This is a genomic window from Clostridium sp. 7_2_43FAA (assembly GCF_000158375.2).
GTDB classification, from domain to species: Bacteria; Bacillota; Clostridia; order Clostridiales; family Clostridiaceae; genus Clostridium; species Clostridium tertium.
Window position 1 is genome coordinate 3,539 of sequence record NZ_JH815220.1, and the last position, 17,378, is coordinate 20,916.

At 28.3% G+C, this 17,378-nt stretch carries 16 protein-coding genes and 1 pseudogene; 4 read left to right on the top strand and 13 right to left on the bottom strand.

Going from position 1 to position 17,378, the window contains the following annotated elements; genetic code table 11:
* Window position 1: 1 nt before the first annotated feature.
* Window positions 2–862: a PRD domain-containing protein gene (locus CSBG_RS00020; protein ID WP_008675953.1), complete on the bottom strand. Its 861-nt coding sequence runs from the start codon at window positions 860–862 to the stop codon at window positions 2–4.
* A gap of 35 nt (window positions 863–897) precedes the next feature.
* Window positions 898–1,833, bottom strand: a complete 936-nt coding sequence (locus tag CSBG_RS00025) for a GNAT family protein (RefSeq protein ID WP_008675955.1) — start codon at window positions 1,831–1,833, stop codon at window positions 898–900.
* Between the two features lie 178 nt (window positions 1,834–2,011).
* Between CSBG_RS00025 and CSBG_RS00030 the strand changes: the two genes are divergently transcribed.
* On the top strand, window positions 2,012–2,689 hold the full coding sequence (locus tag CSBG_RS00030; protein ID WP_008675957.1) for a DUF4230 domain-containing protein: 678 nt from the start codon (window positions 2,012–2,014) through the stop codon (window positions 2,687–2,689).
* Window positions 2,690–2,765: 76 nt separating this feature from the next.
* A pseudogene (gene msrA, locus CSBG_RS00035) lies at window positions 2,766–3,235 on the top strand (peptide-methionine (S)-S-oxide reductase MsrA).
* 139 nt (window positions 3,236–3,374) lie between these two features.
* Here the strand turns inward: msrA and CSBG_RS00040 are convergent.
* The 5 genes from CSBG_RS00040 to CSBG_RS00055 all read right to left on the bottom strand — a co-directional run bounded on the left by CSBG_RS00040 (window position 3,375) and on the right by CSBG_RS00055 (window position 9,075).
* Complete coding sequence (locus CSBG_RS00040) at window positions 3,375–4,727, bottom strand: carbohydrate ABC transporter substrate-binding protein (RefSeq protein ID WP_008675961.1); 1,353 nt, start codon at window positions 4,725–4,727, stop codon at window positions 3,375–3,377.
* Window positions 4,728–4,861: 134 nt separating this feature from the next.
* Window positions 4,862–5,020, bottom strand: coding sequence for a hypothetical protein (locus tag CSBG_RS18430; RefSeq protein ID WP_165438775.1), 159 nt, complete (start codon window positions 5,018–5,020; stop codon window positions 4,862–4,864).
* Between the two features lie 77 nt (window positions 5,021–5,097).
* Window positions 5,098–7,257: a 1,3-beta-galactosyl-N-acetylhexosamine phosphorylase gene (gnpA, locus tag CSBG_RS00045; RefSeq protein WP_008675963.1), complete on the bottom strand. Its 2,160-nt coding sequence runs from the start codon at window positions 7,255–7,257 to the stop codon at window positions 5,098–5,100.
* 15 nt (window positions 7,258–7,272) lie between these two features.
* Window positions 7,273–8,169, bottom strand: a complete 897-nt coding sequence (locus CSBG_RS00050; protein WP_008675965.1) for a carbohydrate ABC transporter permease — start codon at window positions 8,167–8,169, stop codon at window positions 7,273–7,275.
* 12 nt (window positions 8,170–8,181) lie between these two features.
* Window positions 8,182–9,075 (bottom strand): sugar ABC transporter permease, encoded by an 894-nt coding sequence (locus CSBG_RS00055; protein ID WP_008675967.1) that lies wholly within the window; start codon window positions 9,073–9,075, stop codon window positions 8,182–8,184.
* A gap of 177 nt (window positions 9,076–9,252) precedes the next feature.
* Between CSBG_RS00055 and CSBG_RS00060 the strand changes: the two genes are divergently transcribed.
* Window positions 9,253–10,122: an AraC family transcriptional regulator gene (locus CSBG_RS00060; protein WP_008675968.1), complete on the top strand. Its 870-nt coding sequence runs from the start codon at window positions 9,253–9,255 to the stop codon at window positions 10,120–10,122.
* Window positions 10,123–10,293: 171 nt separating this feature from the next.
* On the opposite strand, the gene CSBG_RS00065 is transcribed toward CSBG_RS00060, so the two are convergent.
* Window positions 10,294–11,052 (bottom strand): tRNA threonylcarbamoyladenosine dehydratase, encoded by a 759-nt coding sequence (locus CSBG_RS00065; protein ID WP_008675970.1) that lies wholly within the window; start codon window positions 11,050–11,052, stop codon window positions 10,294–10,296.
* A 407-nt stretch (window positions 11,053–11,459) separates the two neighbouring features.
* Between CSBG_RS00065 and CSBG_RS00070 the strand changes: the two genes are divergently transcribed.
* Window positions 11,460–12,152, top strand: coding sequence for a 5'-methylthioadenosine/adenosylhomocysteine nucleosidase (locus CSBG_RS00070; protein ID WP_008675972.1), 693 nt, complete (start codon window positions 11,460–11,462; stop codon window positions 12,150–12,152).
* Window positions 12,153–12,205: 53 nt separating this feature from the next.
* Here the strand turns inward: CSBG_RS00070 and CSBG_RS00075 are convergent, their stop codons facing one another.
* The 5 genes from CSBG_RS00075 to CSBG_RS00095 all read right to left on the bottom strand — a co-directional run bounded on the left by CSBG_RS00075 (window position 12,206) and on the right by CSBG_RS00095 (window position 17,185).
* Complete coding sequence (locus CSBG_RS00075; RefSeq protein WP_008675974.1) at window positions 12,206–12,619, bottom strand: hemerythrin domain-containing protein; 414 nt, start codon at window positions 12,617–12,619, stop codon at window positions 12,206–12,208.
* 233 nt (window positions 12,620–12,852) lie between these two features.
* Window positions 12,853–13,407, bottom strand: a complete 555-nt coding sequence (locus CSBG_RS00080) for a rubrerythrin family protein (RefSeq protein WP_008675976.1) — start codon at window positions 13,405–13,407, stop codon at window positions 12,853–12,855.
* Window positions 13,408–13,803: 396 nt separating this feature from the next.
* Window positions 13,804–15,039, bottom strand: a complete 1,236-nt coding sequence (locus CSBG_RS00085; protein ID WP_008675977.1) for a DUF1015 family protein — start codon at window positions 15,037–15,039, stop codon at window positions 13,804–13,806.
* 24 nt (window positions 15,040–15,063) lie between these two features.
* Window positions 15,064–15,969 (bottom strand): D-2-hydroxyacid dehydrogenase, encoded by a 906-nt coding sequence (locus CSBG_RS00090; protein WP_008675979.1) that lies wholly within the window; start codon window positions 15,967–15,969, stop codon window positions 15,064–15,066.
* Between the two features lie 139 nt (window positions 15,970–16,108).
* Window positions 16,109–17,185, bottom strand: coding sequence for an alanine--glyoxylate aminotransferase family protein (locus CSBG_RS00095; protein ID WP_008675981.1), 1,077 nt, complete (start codon window positions 17,183–17,185; stop codon window positions 16,109–16,111).
* Between the last annotated feature and the right edge of the window lie 193 nt (window positions 17,186–17,378).

Here is a 17,378-nt window from a genome sequence, read left to right on the forward strand (position 1 = left end):
TTTATTTTATAATTGAAACTCTAAATCTCTCTATATGCATTGCTAAATATGCAACTTCATCTTCTGATATAGTCGGAATCTCTAAAGTTCTACAGATTATTTTTTTTGTCTCTTCTGCAATTTCATATGATACCCCATATTTTTCTTTTATAATATCAATCAAATCATTTTTTATCGGTGTATCAGTAATTATTCTTTCTATGGCAAATCTTATATGAGTTAGGAACCTTGCATAATCTAAAGATCTTCTATCTATTTCTATATTTAATCTATCTTCAACATGCTCAATTATAGAATTACTTAAAAAGCTATATTTTATAGTATTAGATAACTTTCCATTATTTCTGGCTGAATGAATATGTAAGGCAATAAATCCTTTTTCTCCTTCAGGTATATCTAATTTTAATTCCTCACTTATTCTATTTGCCAATCTACTAGCCATTTCAAACTCTTTATTATATAAGGTTTCTATTTCTACTAAGAAAGGATTTTGTATCTCTTCGTTATCTTCTAGCCTTTTTATTGCATAAAATAAATGATCTACTAATCCTACATGAATATTCTCATTAAGATCCTCTCCCAATTCATCCGTTATTTCAGCAATTACCTCTTCAACTAATGCAATTAATTTTGTATCTACCCTATTTAAGATTTCTTTAAAATTTCTTTGATTTTCCTTATCTTCAATTATGAACACCTTCTCTACTGAAGTCCCTTTTTTTATAATATCTCCTGTTTTTTTGCCAAATCCTATTCCTTTTTGAAAAAGTATCTTTTCCTTTCCTTTTTCCCTTACAAGTAATATGTTGTTATTAAAAGATTTCACTACAGTTGTATTTCTATTTAATATAATCTCTTTCATAAACACCTTCCTCTTATCACGTATAATAATTAATATTATTTTTCTAATATCTTAAAAAAGGTTATATGATCCTTCCAGGCCCCATTTATAAATAAGTATTTTTCATTTAACCCAATTTTTTCAAACCCACATCCATTAAGTACGGCTTTTGATTTTTCATTATTTGTTAAAACAGAAGCTTCTAATCTATGCAACTCTAACTCATCTCTTGCATAATCTATAACTAATCTTAATGCTTCTTTCATGTACCCTCTACCTTGAAAGTCCTTATCAATAGAGTATCCTATTATTCCACTTTTAAAAACTCCATAAACTATATTAGATATCTTAATCTTACCAATTAGTTTTTCACCTATATATATTCCAAAGTCTATTCCAGTACCACTCATTAGATGTTTATAACCTTCTAATAAAATATCTCTTTGAACCTCATATGTGTAAAAGTTATTATCCCTACTTGGCTCAAAATTACTTAAATGATCTTTATTTCTTATGTTATATTCTAATAAAGCTTCTGCACAATCAGGAGTCAAATTTCTTACAGTTACATTTTCTCCAACTAAATTAATTAGGAAACTCCTTTGAGTATTGTTATACTCATTTCTATTTATTCCAAAGCTTAATTCATCTAAAAATACTCCATTAGAAAAAAGATTTTCAGTAAATATCCCTTCTAATGTAAATCCTAAATCTAAAAATACTTTATAATCAATATTTTCATCTACTAAAACATTGGTCTTATATATATTTATATCTTTAAATATAGCTCTTAATATACTTTCTACAGTTTCTTTTAATAACTCATATTTATTTTCTTTATAAAACTTTAGTTTAACGGTACATTTTTTATTGTCCTTATCTAGCTCAACTATAGTAAATCTTCCTATAAATATATTATTTTTATCTTTTATAATATAATCGCTAAATGTCCCTTTAACTAAATCTATACTTATTCCTCTGTTTTCGCTCATAACAAAATCTCCTAAGTTGTATATATTCATACCAATAATTATATTATAACGATAAACGTACATTATGCACAACATATTATATTCGACTAATTAATCAATATTCGAAATTGAATTAATGTTCATTATTACAAATAAACTTTCATATAATTAATTACTATTAAGTATCTTAGGAGTTTATATGCTTATTTTAAAGCTTTTCAAAAAAAATAGAAATAATAATAAAAAGAATAGTGTAAAAAGTTTTTTTAAGTTTTTTCTAATACTATCATTAACCCTACTAGTCTGTAAATTATTTTTAAATTGTAGATCACAAGCAAATAGTTCAAACCATTCAAATATTAATAATATAAAAATAATTTCTGAGGAAAGTTTAGTTAAAGAAATTAAAAATGTCAATAAAATAATTCCTCTAGAAGTAGAACTTTCAAAAACGGTAACAATAGATAAAAGTTGGGGCGAACTTAAAATATTAAAGAAATATAAAAGAATAAGATTCTTTGCTAACTGCTCATATTCTATAGATTTATCCCAAATTACTACTGACGATATAAACATTGATAATAAAAATAAAGAACTAAATATAATATTAACTAAGCCTGAAATCTTTAGCATTAATATTAATAGAAAAAAAACAGAGTATGAAGAATCCTCTAATGGTTTACTTAGATTTGGAGAAATAAAATTAACTTCTGAAGAGTTCGATTTAATTCAAGAAGAAGTGAATAAAGGTTTTGAGGAAACTATGAAAAGTGATGAAATATATAATAAGGTTATCTCTAACACTAAAATTTCTTTAGAAAAACTATTAGATCAAATAACAGAAGACAAAATGAATATCAACATATCTTTTAAATAAATATAGCTTATTTTCTTTATAGATGTATAATATATTTAAATAATTTATACAATTAAATTTATAAAGGAGTGATAAAATGAAGAGAATAGTTTTAGCAGGTGGATGCTTTTGGGGAGTAGAAGAATTTCTATCTAGATTAAATGGTGTAGTATCTACAGAAGTAGGATATGCAAATGGAAGAACTGAAAATCCAACTTATGAGGATGTATGCAATAAAAATACTTATTTTGCTGAAGCTTGTTTAGTTGAATATGATGAAAACAAAACATCATTGGAACATATATTAAATGAATATTGGTCAATAATTGACCCCACTGTATTAAATAGACAAGGACCAGACGTCGGAAGTCAATATAGAACAGGCATGTATTATTTAGATGAAAATGACTTGGATACACTTCTTAAAAGCAAGGAAGAAGAACAAAAAAATATGATAAAAAAATTGTTACAGAGGTAAAACCGTTAGTTAATTATTATAAAGCTGAAGAGTATCATCAAAAATATTTAAAGAAAAATCCAAATGGATATTGTCATATAAAATTATAGTAGGAATATAGTAACAAATAAAACAATAAAAAAACTCAGCTAGAGCTGAGTTTTTTTATTGTTTTATAGAGTAAGAATTATAAAAATTTAAGTTTAGAAAAATACCCCTTGTTAAATTTTTACACCATATTATTTATCATTAATTTTTTATTATATTTGCCCTCATCTTATCTGTAGCTTCTTGTAATGATGTTTGCCAATCTTTAACTGATTTATCTCCAGTCATTACTGAATCAACTGTACCAACATATATATCAGAATATGTTAATCCTTCTACTGGTTCAGTTGCTGCAAAAACTCCAAGTAAAGCTTTAGCACCGTTATCATACATCTTTAATAACTCAACTTGTAATGGCTCTAAATATTGATTTGCAATTTCCATAGATCCCTTAACAGGAACAACTCCCTTAGCATTTTCAGCTATAATCTTAACTGCTTCATCACTATAGATATAAGCCATAAACTCTTCAGCTAATTCTTTATTTTTAGCATCTTTTGGAATATACATTTGTTCTATAAAGCTTACAGAATATTGGTCTCCACCATCCTTAAATGCTGGATAAGCCATGAATCCCCATTCAAAGCCATCTGCCTTTGGAGCATCCTTCATTTCATCTGGTAACCAAGTTCCATTTGGTATAAATAACGCTTTATTATCTAAAACTAACTGTTGATTATTTTTAAAACTTTGATTATTAGCATTTGCTACAACTGTTGGATCTAAGTAATCCTTAAGTTTTCCTACTGTTTCTAATGCTTTAGTTGCTGGTTCAGAAGTCCAGAAACCTTCTTTATAATTCATAGCATCCTTAAATGCCTCTTCTCCACCTGCTGCTGCAAGCATTGGTGGAATCATACAATCTAAATAACCAGCAGTTGGATATGACCATAATGATATTCCATCAGCCTTTGCCTTGTCACCTAAAGCAAACATTTGATCCCAAGTCTTTGGAAGCTCGTACCCTTTTTCAGCAAATAAAGTTTTATTATAGAATAAACCTGTTGGACTATAGAATAATGGCAATAAATATGTCTTTCCATCTCCATATGGATTTGTAGCATAGCTATCTGTAAATCCAGGTAGTAATTTATCCTTTACTGTTACATCTTCTCCTGGAACTTTCATATTTAGTACATTTGATAAATCCTGTAATCCTTGTTCCTTAGTAAATGTTTCAGTTAATGCATCTGGTCTTCCAGTTGCTAAATATATAAAGTCCGGAACATTTCCTGCTTGAATTTGAGGACGAATAACTTCTTCTATATTAGAAGCAACTGTTAATTCAACGGTTACGCCTTCATGGGATTTTTCAAAGTTTTCCTTTAATTTTTCCCAATAAACCTTTCCATATCCACCTTCAAAAGCAGCAATTTTTAAAGTCTTTGTTTCACCAGCAGAGGCTCCTGTACTATCTCCTTTTCCTCCACATCCAGTTAAGCTAGTCATTACCATAAGTGAGCTTAATAATAAGGCTAATGTTCTCTTTTTCATTACATTTCCTCCCTTTCCCCTTTTTAATATACCAATTAATAATTTATATTTTAATTCTATTACTTTGTAAACGTTATTTATATAATATTTTTGCTTATTATTTTATTAATATTGCTTATATTCTCAATATTGTTTTATTGATACTTTTTATTATAGATATATAGTTCTCCTAGAATCCCTGCCATACCTATAAATATTATTAATAATCCTAAATAACCATTAATGGTATTACCTTTAATAACCAAAAACATGGATAGAAAAAATATCACAGTTAAAATTATATTTTTTACCATCTTGCTTCCTCCTTTAAGGATGTGATAAAAACTTTAGCAGAAAATCAACCTACTCATCATTCACATTCAATTTAATATTATTTTATATCAATCCATTTTATTTCTGCAGGATCTAATTCCATAACAATTAATTTACCTTCGCCATCATAAATATTTGATGTTTGCTTTTCATTAGAATTATTTATAACCGCATATCTATTTGATTCCAAATAAGCCGATACTTCGCAATAAGGATTATCTGAATACCATCTCTTCATTTCACTTTCTTTATTTGCTGCATAATAACAAGCTCTTGTTAGAATACGTGTGTTTTGAATTGAATATGGTAATCCAGCTATATATACAGTACGACCTTTTCCATAACTATTTGCAGCCATTAATAAATCGCCATTTGTGTACTTTATTATTTCAGTTGATTCTTTTACTGAATAAATATTTTTTTGACCTTCTCCAAAGTTTAACTCTTCAAATATATCTTCTGTTATAAAATGCTTATCCAACTCTTGCTTGAAGTATTTATCTGTACTTAATGAGAATCCTAATTCCTTATCTATTCCTAAAGCATCTGAAAGTTGGAAGTAATGTCCTCCATTTAGTACAGCAGAAGGCTCTCCAATTCCTATGAATCCTCCGCCGTTATATATCCACTCTCTAATTTTAGTAACAATTTCCTCATCAAGCCATTTTTCTCCACCACTAAATGCAGTGCCTGCATCTCCAGCATTTATAATTACATCAATGCCATCTGGAACTCCTTGATTTTTTATATCATCAAAACTTATAAAGCTTACATCTACACTCATACCACTTAAAGATTCTATCACTCCTAGATATGAATATATTTGCTTATACCATAGGGCATGTGCAACCATATGTGTTTGCCATGTACGTAATTTACCCCAACAATTAAGAACTGCAACTTTTAATCCGCAATGAGGCTTATTTCCATTTATAGTATCATATATTTCTCTAAATTCATTGCATACACTCTCTATATAATCAACAAAATTAGGGAACTTATATGCTAATGATAAATATCCTCCATATCCTATTCTATCTACTGGTTTTCTCATTATTGCACGTCTAGCTGTTATCCAGTTTTCTCTAGCTTCTATAGTAGGATCATTTCCTTCATAAAATGTATCTGGGAAAAAGTATGGTAGAAAACGTCCTTCAGTATATTTAACCCCTGGAATATCTGATATCATTCTAAGAGTAGCACCGCTACCAACAGATCCAACTACTGCATCTAATCCTATATTCTCAAAATATTTACCATAAGGCTCTGTTCCTATCCAGTTATCACCAAGGAACATCATTGCTTCTCTTCCATGTTCATGAGTAATATCAACAAGCTTTTTAACATTATTAGCTACGAATTCTTGTTGAAAATCCATGTAATCTAAGAACTTTTTGCTTGGAACTCTAAATGAACTATTGTAGTATCCTTGGTCTATAATATCCTCTGGTCTTAGCTTATATCCCTTTACTTTTTCAAACTCTCTTAAGGCCTCAGCACTTACACTTGAACTATATCCAAACCAATCAACATACTTTTCCTTTGCTCTATCATTAAATACTAATGTAAAGTGATAAAAAAATGTTGTGAATCTAACTACATCAGTTTCAGGATGCTCATCTAACCATTTATGCATTGCCTCAAAAATATACTTGTTTGTCTTTGGTTTTCTTGCATCAAATGGCATTTCATGAGGTCTATCTCCCCAATTATTAGTTATATGATTATACATTTGGGTAGGATCCCATATGCAATATGCTAAGAATGATACTGTGTATTCATGCCAGGCTTTTGCATCATTTATTATTACTTCTTGTGTTTCTTCGTTATAGCTCCATTTATTTAAATCAACAACTTCTCCAGTTGTCCTATCTATTACTTCCCAAAATTCTTTAACATCATGATAAGAATCCGGCTTTACTTGCTGATCAAAATATCCTTCCATTATTTTTATTACTAATGTTTCACTAGTAGCTAAATGATGCTTAGTCATTAAATAAGTTTGTTGTAATTCTTCCATATTTTGCTCTGCCCACTTATTATCACCACGTGCAACAAAATAAGTAGAATATATCTTTTCTGCTAATCCCTTTATTTCTCTTGGTAGCTTAAATCCATCACAATCACGTATTGCATCTGCCCCCCACTTTTCTGCTATCTCCATTGTCTCTTTTATAAAATTATCATCCGTTGGAATTGTAACTCTCCCTTTATTCATTTTTGTCCTCCTCTATTATTCTTTTATTCCGCCTACTGTCATACCTTCTGTAAGTTTCTTTTGAACTAATATATATAAAATTATTGTTGGAATCATAACTATAACTAAACCAGCATATAGAGCTCCGTAATCAGTTGCTGTTTTTTGAACTTGCATTAAATTTATTAATCCTAATGGTAATGTTTTTGCTTTATTAGGAAGCATAGTTAGTGCAATTATATATTCGTTCCAAAAAGCTAAGAAATTAAATAATATAACTGTTATGATACTAGGCTTGGCCATTGGCATTATAACGTGAATTAAAGTTTTTAAATTACTACATCCATCTACGTAAGCTGCCTCTTCATATGCCTTAGGTAATGATTTAAAAAATGTCATAAGTAAGTATATAGTGAAAGGTAAAGCTGTTGATGCATAAATAATACTAACTACTATTCTGCTATCTAAAAATACTGTCATACTTGCTGGTATTGCAAAGATATTTCTTACTAACTTTTCTCCATCTAATACCAATAAGAATATAGGTACAACAATATAATTTACATTTATAAATAATCCAGCTGAAAATAGTAAATTTAATACCTTTTTGCTTTTAAATTCAAATCTTGATAAAACATAGGCTGCAGGTATAGATACAACCAATAAAATTATTAACGCTAGTCCAGTTACTATTACTGAATTAATAAAATATTCACCCATGTTTGCTTCAATAAATGCTTTACGGAAATTTTCTAAGTAAAATCCTTTTGGTAATGCCCATGGATTACCATAAAACTCCGATTTATGCTTAAATGATGCTAATACAGCCCATCCCAAAGGAATTAATATGCTTAAAGCAAATATAGTTAAACATAAATAAGTAAAAATTTTCATTAACTTTTCTGTTGATGCCTTTTTATATGATTTTTCCATATCAATCCCTCCTTAGAATTCTATTACATCTCTTTTTGTTGCTTTACTTATTACTAGTGATAATCCAAAAGAGAAAATAAATATTATTACTCCTATAGCCATACCGTACCCATATGATGAGTTAGAATACGCCTGCTTGTACATATAACTTAGGAAAACTTCTGATGATCCATCAGGTCCACCAGCAGTCATAACCTTTACAAATAAGAAGCTTAAATTTATTGTACTGATTATAAAGAATGTTAAAGTAGTTCTTATAACATTCCAAATTAAAGGTAATGTTATTTGTAAAAATTGATTCCATCTTGATGCCCCTTCTAATTCTGCTGCTTCATAAAGGCTTTCCGGAATACTACTCATACTTGCCATATACATTACCATATAATAACCTACTGCTTGCCATATCATTGCAATAGCTATACACCATATAACTACCTTTTGATCACCAAGCCACATTCGTTTTAAATTTTCTAAACCGAGCGAACCAAGACTTGCATTTATTATCCCTTTTTCAGGATCTAAAATTGCTGAAAATATAGCTGATATAACTACAACTGATAAAATATTAGGAAAATAGAAAACTACTCTGAAGAAATTTTTGAATTTAGTATCTTTTCTAGTTAATACTGCGGCTGAAGCTATTGCTAAAATCATAGTTACAACCGTTACTATTACTAATAGAAATATTGTATTTTGAAACGCTTTAATAAAATTGCTATCTTTAAATAATATTGTAAAGTTGTCCAATCCTACAAATTTCTTGTTATTTGATAATCCCCCCCATTTAAATAATGACATCCAGAATACATTTATAGTTGGAATTACCATGAATAATATAAAAAGTATTAGTGCCGGGATTACTGAAAATCCTATAAACACTTTATTTACAGTGCTTTTCTTGCGCATTTTTATAATTCCTCCCCTCATTTCTCTCTCTACATATATTTATTCTACCTTCATGAAACCTTTTACACAATAATATTGTTGCTCAGTTTTATTGTAATATTGCTATCTAAATATTATTAAAAATTTATATATATTGTGTTATAATAAATAAAACAATATGTAGATTGGAGGTGTATCATGGGTAATACAAGATATTTAATCAATAAAAAGAACTATGATCCAAATTATGAACTACTTTATATCAGTAAATCAAAATTTGAAAACGATTGGCATAGCACAGCTCATTTTCATCCATTCACAGAAATATTTTTTATAACTGATGGAAAAGGAGCCTTTCATTTAGATGATGCTATTGTTAATGTTAATAAATGGGACCTAATTGTAATTAATCCCAACTGTTTACATACAGAAAAATCATCTTTATCAGATTCCCCTTTAGAATATATCGTTCTCGGGGTAGACAACCTGTTGTTAAATTTTCCTGAATCCTATAGTTTGACTAATAATGAACAACAAATTAATCTATATAAAATAATGAACTTTTCTAAAGATAAAGATTTGATACTTAATTACTTTAATCAATTAATTAATGAAGTAGAAAATAAAGAATTTAATTATGAACATGCATGTAAAAGTATCTTAACACTATTCATAACTCACATCATACGCAGCACAACATCGCTACAATTTATAGAAGAATCTCAAGAAAAATTAAACTTAGAATGTGTAAAAATAAAAAATTATATTGATTCCCACTATGCTCAAAATATAACTTTAGACTTTTTATCTGATTTGTCTTATATGAATAAATTTCATTTAGTTCATACATTCACTAAACATATAGGGGTTTCTCCTATAAACTATGTTATAAACAAGCGTATTCAGGAAGCTAAAAATTTACTAGCCACTACTAGCTATTCAATTAGAGATATTGCTTCCATCGTTGGCTTTGGAAACTCCTCTTACTTCAGCCAAATGTTTAAAAAAGTAACTGGAATTTCTCCTAAAAGTTATAGAGTAAAAAATTCAAAAGATAAAGATATTTAAAAATTCAGGAGTAAGATTCATTATAAAAAATAACAAATCTTACTCCTGAATTTTAAATATTTATTACTTAAATTTTATATAATACAATAAAATACTAGCTTTATTTAAATGATATAAAACAATTTTATTTAACCGCTAGTTCTTTCGTCTTTCACATAACTTATATATCAATTAAATTTCACCTATAATAGATTTTATAACTTCTCCACCAAGGATCATACCTGCAACTGGAGGAACAAATGATATACTTCCTGGTATTTGTCTTTTAATTGCACATTTTTTAGTACCACCTGTACAAACACAACCAGTCTTACAAGTAACCACATCTTCATCTTTCGGTCTTCTTGGCTTTTCTTCTGAATACACAACTTTAAGATTTTTCACACCTTTTTTTCTTAATTCATATCTCATAACCTTAGCTAAAGGACAAACTTTCGTATCATATATGTCAGCAACTTTAAATTGTGTTGGATCAAGCTTGTTTCCTGTTCCCATTGATGCAATTATGTTAATATTCTTTTCGTAGCAGTACTTTGCTAAAGCTATTTTAGCAGATACAGTATCAATTGCATCTATTACATAATCAACATCATCAGGAATTAATTCTGCCAAATTCTCTGGAGTAACAAATACTTGGTGAGTAATAACATTACACTTTCTATTAATAGTAAGTATTCTTTCTTTCATAACTTCAACTTTTACTTTGCTTATAGTTCCATATGTAGCATGTATTTGTCTATTTAAATTAGTTAAGCAAACAGTATCATCATCAACTAATATTAAGGTTCCAACTCCAGCTCTTGTTAACGCTTCAACAGCAAAGCTTCCTACTCCACCAACTCCAAATACCATTACTTTTGAATTTTTTAGTTTTTCTAGTCCATCATTTCCTATAAGTAATTCTGTTCTAGATAATGGATGTTGTAACATTCACTTCTCTCCTTTTTATATCTTATGTATATTTCACCAAAGAATAATTTTAATTTATATCTTATTTTAGACTATTATTTATTTATATACAATAATATTATTTTCCATATAATAAAAATAGTATAACTTAACATAATTTCTAATAATAAAATTATATGTTTTATTTAAACGAATTTTATTATATGATAATATAAGTTATAAATTGCAAGACTATTTAATAATGAAAGAATAAAAAAATGAAAAAGTAAAAGAATTAAGGTTATTTTGCTACGCAAAAATTAAATTATAAGTGCGAAGTACTTTATATTCAAAGATCTACCAAGGATTTTCACCTTAATTTGTTCATTACTTCATTATTTCATTTCTTAATTATTTTGCTTTGCAAATATATTTCAAGGAGGTTAGTCATGATTTTAGGAATTATAAGTGCAATGGCTGAGGAATTAGAATTACTTCTAAAAGATATGTCTATTGAAGAAGAAACAAAGAAAGCAAATATGACTTTTTATAAAGGAACTCTAGGGGATAAAAATATAATTGCAGTTGTTTGTGGTATTGGTAAGGTAAATGCTGCTATTTGTACTCAAATATTAATATCTGAATATAGAGTATCTTCTATAATAAATGTAGGAGTTGCAGGCGGAATTGGTAAAGATATTTATCCTGGAGATGTTGTTGTTGGAACAGACTTAGTTCAACATGATATGGATACAACTGTATTTGGTGATCCCCATGGTCAAATTCCAAGGTTAGATACTTTTTCTTTTAAATGCGACGATAAATTAGTTAACGCTGCTTTAGCTGCATGTGAAGATATTAAAGAAATTAATACATTCTCTGGTAGAATCGTATCTGGAGATCAATTTATATCAAGTGTTGAAAAAATTCAATGGTTTGAAAAGGAATTTAATGCAATATCTTGTGAAATGGAAGGTGCAAGTATTGCCCATGTATGTTATTTAAATAATATTCCATGTGTTGTTATTAGATCAATATCTGATAATGCTAATAATGGAGCTCATATGGATTATGAAAAGTTTATTCCTATAGCAGTTAGAAATTCAACTATAATTTTAAAGAGTATGTTAGAAAAACTATAATAAAATAAAACAGATAGGCAATGGAATTTAATAGTCTATCTGTTTTCATTTTATTATAGAGATTTAATTTTAGGATATAAGCTTTTATCTTCTTTCTCTATTCTATTTTCTAATAGTTTCAATACTTTTTTGCTTTCTATCAAAAATTTATCTTTATCATTTAATATCTTATTTTTAGTATTAAATTGATTTTTAAACTCAGTAAATATTATGTGAATACTTCCCATTTCTTCGCTATATTCTTTAGATATATTTCTTAAATTAGTATTACTACTATTAATTAATTCTGGATACAAAAACTTGTCCTCTGTTTTCATATGAATATTTAACTTTCCAGCAAGTGTGTTTATATCCCAAACTAATTCATCCAAACTATCTTCCATATTTCTTATGCTTAAAATGCTATTAATTTTTTTTAATAATCCTTTTATATCTAAATGTTGTCTTTCTAGGTTATCTATATTCATATATGTAACTCCTATCCTTACTTTTATCTATTTTTAACTTAACTAAATTATAAAACAAACTTGTCCCATTTTATGTGATTGAAGTCACAATTTTACTTATTATAAAAACTAACATAATAGCAAAACATTATAAATAGAATAAATTTTTTATAACCACTAAATAAATAAAAACATACGCAAATAAAATGCATATGTCTTTATTTATCATATAATTATTTGAAATAATTTTGATGTTAGAAAGATTTGAATATATCTTTTTTTGCACCACAAACTGGGCAGTTTTCTACATTATCTCCAATTTCAGTGAATCCACAAATTGGACATACATAAATAGTTTCATCACTTATATCTTTTTGTTGCTTAGCCATATCTTGAGCGTCTTTAAACATTTTAGCATGTATTTTTTCTGCTTCTAAAGCATAATGGAAAGATCTTTGAGCATCACTTTCATTTTGGAATTTTGCAGTTTCTAAATAAACAGGGTACATTTGATCTATTTCGTGTAATTCACCATCGATTGCACCTTGTAGGTTTTCAACTATATTTGTATGACCAAATATAGCTCCAGCTGCAACTGTTTTATCTCCCAACTGCTCATTTAATACATTAAAGTGATTCTTAGCATGACACCATTCTGCATACGCAATTCCTCTAAAAAGTCTTGCTATATTTGGATAACCATCCTTTTCAGCTGAGTCACCCCAAATTGTGTAACGCATATGAGCCATACTTTCTCCACCATATGCCGAACTTAAAAAATCTACTGTCATTGCATTTTTTACTGACATAATTTAAACACATCCCTTCTACTAAATAACATTATTATTATTCCAAATATACAAATAATAATTCATTAAAGTCTTTTAAATATAATAATAAATGCATTTGATGCCCAATTATAAACTATGTCCTCCCCCCTAAAATTATACATATAACTATATAAAAATATTTCGAATCTATATTAATTAATCAATTTTATGGTATTGCGTTCTTAGGCCTTTATATAAACATATTTCTAAATTCAGCTTTTTATTTTCATAAAAAAAGAGTTATAAGCTTAGATATAATCATTTTAATCTTTATATCTTAGATTTTTATAACTCTTTTATCTTATTCTTTAATTAACTTTATATTTATAATGATACTTTTTTTATTCTTTTCTTAATATTTTATTCTAGTAAACCCTAAAATTTATGAATAAAAAGTCCACTTCTAGGCTTTGGCTCAAACCATGTTGATTTTGGAGGCATTATCCTTCCGCTATCTGCTATATCCATAATATCATCAGTAGTCGTAGCATACATAGAAAAACTAACTTTCATATCTGTATCTGCTCTTCTTTCTAGTTCTCTTAATCCTCTAATTCCTCCAACAAATTTAATTCTTTTAGATTTTCTTGGATCATCTATTCCTAATATCGGTTTTAAAAGATTATTTTGAAGTATTGAAACATCTAGTTGATCTACTGGATCATCTGGATTAAATATTCCATTTCTAGCTTCTAGCAAATACCATTGTTTTTCTAAATACATTCCAAAAGTATGCTTTTCTTTTGGTTTAACTTGTTCATTACTTTTAGTAACTATAAAATTTTCACTTACCTTATTTAAAAACTCTTCTTTTGAAAGTCCATTTAAATCTTTAACAGTTCTATTATAGTCCAATACCTCTAACTCGCTATCTGGATATGAAATTGATAAGAAATAATTGAATTCCTCGTCTCCAGTATACTCTTCATTCTCTGCCCTCTTTATATGTCCAACCTTTACTGCTGATGCTGATCTATGATGTCCATCAGCAATATACAAATATTCTACAGATTTAAATAATTCACTTATTTTATTTACTATACATTCATCCTCTATGATCCATACAGTATGTGATACTCCATCTTCTGACTTAAAATCATAGACTGGCTCTTTTTTCATCCATTCATTTATTATATTTGAAATATTTTTGTTTGCCCTATAAGTTAAAAATATAGGACCTGTATGAGCCTCACATTTATAAACATGATTAATTCTATCAATTTCTTTATCTTCTCTTGTTAGCTCATGCTTTTTTATTATATTGTTAGTATAATCATCTATTGAAGCACAACCAACAAGTCCAACTTGACTTCTTCCCTTCATAACTTGTCTATAAATATAAAATTTAGGTTTTTCATCCTCTATATAATATCCCTTTTCAATCATTTTATCTAAATTTTCTTTTGCTTTTTCATAAACCCTATCATCATATGCATCAATATCATTTGGTAAGTCTATCTCAGCTTTATCTACATGTAAAAATGAATAAGGATTACCTTTTACCATCTCTCTAGCTTCATCACTATCCATTACATCATACGGAAGTGCTGCTATTTTATTTGCTAATTCTTTTATAGGTCTTATACCTTTAAAAGGTCTTATGACTGCCATTAAAATTCCTCCTAAATCTATCGCCTAGCTAAAAAACTCCTGTATAACTGAAACTACCTCTTCTCCAATTCTATCTTGTGCTTCCATTGTTGATGCACCAATATGTGGAGTACAGCTAACTCTTGGATGATTAACTAATGCTTCATTTGTATTTGGTTCTACTGCAAACACGTCTATCCCTGCTCCTGCAATTTTACCGCTATCTAATGCTTCTAATAGAGCTTTTTCATCTACTACTTTCCCTCTTGCACAATTTATTATATAAGCCCCATCTTTCATAAGCTCTAACTCTTCTTTTCTAATTAAAGATCCATTTTCTTTATCATAAGGAACATGTAAGGAAATAAAATCTGATTTTTTAAGTAGATCATTTAATTCTAAAAATTCATATTTTATATCATCTTGCTTACCAAATACATCATTATAAACTACATTCATACCTAGAGCTGTAGCTTTATTAGCAAGTGCCTTACCTATTCTACCCATACCTATTATTCCTAATGTTTTACCCCCAAGTTCAATTCCCTCATACTTCTTCTTATTCCATTCACCATTTCTCATAGTGTAATTTGAAGTTCCAACAAATCTTGCTACAGCAAACATATGAGCTAGTGCTAACTCTGCAACAGAGTCTGAACTTGCATTTGGAGTATTTTTAACTGTTATTCCTTTTTCATGAGCTGTATATATATCTATATTATCTATTCCGACCCCAGCTCTTATTATAAGTTTTAATTTTCCGCCTGAAGCTTTTTCTAATACATCTTTAGTTACTTTTGTTGCAGACCTTACTACTAAAGCTTCGAAATCTTTAAGCTTCTCTCCTAAAACTTCTTTATCATAATGTTCATCTATAACTTCAAAACCTAATTCTAATAATTTATTAATTGCATTTTCCTGCAAACCATCACTTACTAATATTCTGAACATCTCTTTGCCCCCTGTTCTCATTGCTCATAATTATTATAAATTACAAATTAAAACTTAATGATATATATTATTTTCCCGATTTTTATATCATTAATAATGACTAATTCATCATAGCCATTATATTCACACTTTATAATTATTACTCTAACCCCAAAATTTCATTTATATTTCTTAAAAGCTCATTTACATCTTCCATTTGGCAATCTGCCATATGAGCTATTCTAAATGTTTTATCTTTTAAACTTCCATATCCATTTGATATTTGAAATCCTCTTTTACCTAATTCTTTATTTAATGCAGAAACATCTATGCCTCTATTGTTCTTAACAGTAGTTAAAGTATTAGATAAATAATTTTCATCAGGGAAAATTTCAAAATATTTTTTTGCCCATTCCCTAACAACTTTAGCCATTTCTATATGCCTTTTAAATCTATTTTCTAGACCTTCTTTATTTAATATATAATCTAATTGATAATCAAGTGCATACATATGTGGTATAGATGGTGTTGATGGATATTGGTAATCCTTCTTTTGAATATATTTATATAAAGATAATAAATCTAAATAAAATCCTCTATTTGGTACCTTTTCTGCTCTTTCCTTTGCTTTATTTGAAAAAGTACATATTGCCATACCTGGTGGCAATCCAATTGCTTTTTGAGTTGAAGTTAAGCAAATGTCTATTCCCCATTTATCAACTTCAATTTTTGTTCCTGCAGCAGAACTAACTGTATCTACTATAAAAACTACATCTGGATATTTCTTTACAACTTTACCAATACTTTCAATTGGATTCATTACCCCTGTAGATGTTTCATTATGAGTTACTGCCACTAAATCATATTTACCTGTTGCTAATGCTTCATCAACCATTTCAGGCTTAATTGCTTTTCCCATTTCTACTTCAAATAAGTCAGCAGGAACGTTATTCGAGGTTGCCATTTCATACCATCTCTTTCCGAATGCCCCAACGGAAAATACAGCAGCCCTCTTTGCTGTACAGCATCTTATAGCTCCCTCCATAAGTCCACTACCTGATGTAGTTGAAAGTAGTATTTCACTTTCTGTGAAAAACAACTTTTTTAAGTTATTACTAATTCTTCTTTGAAGCTCTGAAGCTTCTTTGCTTCTATGACCAATCATAGGCTTTGCCATCTGTTCTAAAACATCTGGTCTTACCTCAACTGGCCCAGGAATAAATAGCTTTTTATGCATCGTTCCACTCCCCCATATAATCTTTATTTTTATTGCTTATTTAATTATTGTTAATTTTACTACTTTTTTACACCATTAACAACTATTTTATTAATCTTTTTATAATAATATTGCTTTGTAGACATAATGCTACTACAATCACTTTTCAATTATTAAAATAATAATTTTTATTATCATATTATGCAATAATAAT

Bases quoted from the DNA above. Each gene is read 5' to 3' on its own strand.
- CSBG_RS00020 (WP_008675953.1), bottom strand. From the start codon at position 862: ATGAAAGAGATTATATTAAATAGAAATACAACTGTAGTGAAATCTTTT.
- CSBG_RS00025 (WP_008675955.1), bottom strand. From the start codon at position 1,833: ATGAGCGAAAACAGAGGAATAAGTATAGATTTAGTTAAAGGGACATTT.
- CSBG_RS00030 (WP_008675957.1), top strand. From the start codon at position 2,012: ATGCTTATTTTAAAGCTTTTCAAAAAAAATAGAAATAATAATAAAAAG.
- CSBG_RS00040 (WP_008675961.1), bottom strand. From the start codon at position 4,727: ATGAAAAAGAGAACATTAGCCTTATTATTAAGCTCACTTATGGTAATG.
- CSBG_RS18430 (WP_165438775.1), bottom strand. From the start codon at position 5,020: ATGGTAAAAAATATAATTTTAACTGTGATATTTTTTCTATCCATGTTT.
- gnpA (WP_008675963.1), bottom strand. From the start codon at position 7,257: ATGAATAAAGGGAGAGTTACAATTCCAACGGATGATAATTTTATAAAA.
- CSBG_RS00050 (WP_008675965.1), bottom strand. From the start codon at position 8,169: ATGGAAAAATCATATAAAAAGGCATCAACAGAAAAGTTAATGAAAATT.
- CSBG_RS00055 (WP_008675967.1), bottom strand. From the start codon at position 9,075: ATGCGCAAGAAAAGCACTGTAAATAAAGTGTTTATAGGATTTTCAGTA.
- CSBG_RS00060 (WP_008675968.1), top strand. From the start codon at position 9,253: ATGGGTAATACAAGATATTTAATCAATAAAAAGAACTATGATCCAAAT.
- CSBG_RS00065 (WP_008675970.1), bottom strand. From the start codon at position 11,052: ATGTTACAACATCCATTATCTAGAACAGAATTACTTATAGGAAATGAT.
- CSBG_RS00070 (WP_008675972.1), top strand. From the start codon at position 11,460: ATGATTTTAGGAATTATAAGTGCAATGGCTGAGGAATTAGAATTACTT.
- CSBG_RS00075 (WP_008675974.1), bottom strand. From the start codon at position 12,619: ATGAATATAGATAACCTAGAAAGACAACATTTAGATATAAAAGGATTA.
- CSBG_RS00080 (WP_008675976.1), bottom strand. From the start codon at position 13,407: ATGTCAGTAAAAAATGCAATGACAGTAGATTTTTTAAGTTCGGCATAT.
- CSBG_RS00085 (WP_008675977.1), bottom strand. From the start codon at position 15,039: ATGGCAGTCATAAGACCTTTTAAAGGTATAAGACCTATAAAAGAATTA.
- CSBG_RS00090 (WP_008675979.1), bottom strand. From the start codon at position 15,969: ATGTTCAGAATATTAGTAAGTGATGGTTTGCAGGAAAATGCAATTAAT.
- CSBG_RS00095 (WP_008675981.1), bottom strand. From the start codon at position 17,185: ATGCATAAAAAGCTATTTATTCCTGGGCCAGTTGAGGTAAGACCAGAT.